Source organism: Mycolicibacter icosiumassiliensis (genome assembly GCF_900078685.2).
Lineage (GTDB): Bacteria > Actinomycetota > Actinomycetes > Mycobacteriales > Mycobacteriaceae > Mycobacterium > Mycobacterium icosiumassiliensis.
Genome location: NZ_LT546184.1, coordinates 1 through 1,608 on the forward strand (window position 1 = coordinate 1; position 1,608 = coordinate 1,608).

Annotated in this window: 1 protein-coding gene; it reads right to left on the reverse strand. The window is 70.0% G+C overall.

Annotated features, from left to right (window positions below):
• Positions 1-1,451: AMP-binding protein (locus BN4346_RS46720; RefSeq protein ID WP_154677693.1), on the reverse strand; the 1,451-nt coding region annotated here is incomplete at its 3' end.
• Positions 1,452-1,608 lie beyond the last annotated feature (157 nt).

Sequence of the window (1,608 nt, forward strand, 5' to 3'; positions counted from 1 at the left end):
GTATCGGGGTCGACGATCACCACCTGCTGACGGGGAAGCCCACAGCCCACCACCGCGACCGCATCCCGATCCCCCGGGACGCAGTCCAGAGCCCACCCCGAGGCCAACCCAGCCCGGTCAACATCAAGCACTTCCGGTACCTCAGATTGCGAACCGCCCGACACCAACAGCGTGGCCTCGGCCAATCCGTACACCGGCGCAAAAGCCTGCGGCCGAAAGCCCGCCGGGGCGAACGCGTCCGTGAACGCCGTCAGGGTGGCGGCCCGCGCCGGCTGCGTCCCGGTGATCACCGCCGTGGCCAGGCTCGACACATCCAGGGCTTCCCGCTGGGCTCGGGTGCTGCGCTGCACGCACACTCGGTAGGCGAGATCGGGGGCCATCGTGACGGTGGCCCGCCACCGCGAGATCGCCTCCAACCAGCACAACGGCCGGGCAACAAACGCCGACTGGGCCATCAACACCGTGGTGGCGCCCCGATAAATCCCGGCCAGCACGCCTGCGATCAGGCCCCGCTCGTGATGCACCGGCAGCCACGACACCACCACATCCCGGTCATCACCCCACCCCGCTGCAGCGATGGCCTCCAGATTGGTCAGCACCTGCTCATGAGTCACCACCACACCCCTCGGGCAGGACGACGACCCGGTCCGGTAATGGATGGCCGCGACACTGTCCGCGTCGATCGCCGGCGCCACCCACCCCGCGGCGTCGCCGTCCTCGCTGCTACACCACACCAGTGGTCGTGCACCGGTTCGTTCGGCCACCGTGTCCACCGCCAACCGAACACTGGCCGGCACCTGGGGGCCCGCCACCACGAAACCCGGCCGCACATCAGCGATCACCGACACCAGGCGCGGCCCTACCTGCTCGCCGACTGGTACCGCGACCGCCCCGGCATACCAACACCCGAAAATGCCGGCGATGCCGTCTAATCCGGCACCACACACCACCAGCACCCGCGACCCGGCAGCACCCCGCTCCTGCAGGGCCGCTCCGATCGCCCGCGCCCGAGTATCCAACTCCCGATACGACAACGAAACGCTGCTTCGGCCATCGCCGTAATAGGAGTAGCTGAATGCGGTCTTCTCCCCACACTGGGCGGCCTGCTGACGCAACAACTCCACCAACGTGTCCACGCTCAGCGTCACGGTCCTCGGCTGTGGGAGATCTCGACGCGCCCCGATGCGATCACGGCCGCTGAACCTTCCCGGGGCCCAGCGACCGTGATCCTCATCCCTGGCCCTACTACCCCGGCTGGCCATTAGCCCCGGCAGCACCCGTAGCACCCATGCTGCCAGCGGGATTACCCGCACCACCCGCACCACCGGTAGCGCCCGCACCACCAGTGCCAGGCGTCCCGGCAGTCCCGCTGCCGGTGGGAGTACCGCTGTTCCCGCCGGAACCGCCAGTGCCACCGGCGCCACCATCACCGCCAGCGCCCTGCGCGCCATTGGTGCCGCTGGTACTCACACCGCCAGCGCCACCGGTACCGCCAGCCCCGCCGGTGCCGCCGGTCCCACCGTTGCCGCCGGCAAGGCCGTTGCCATGACTGTCAACACCGCCTAGGCCGCCCACTCCGCCGGCCCCACCGGCACCCCCGCCAGCGCC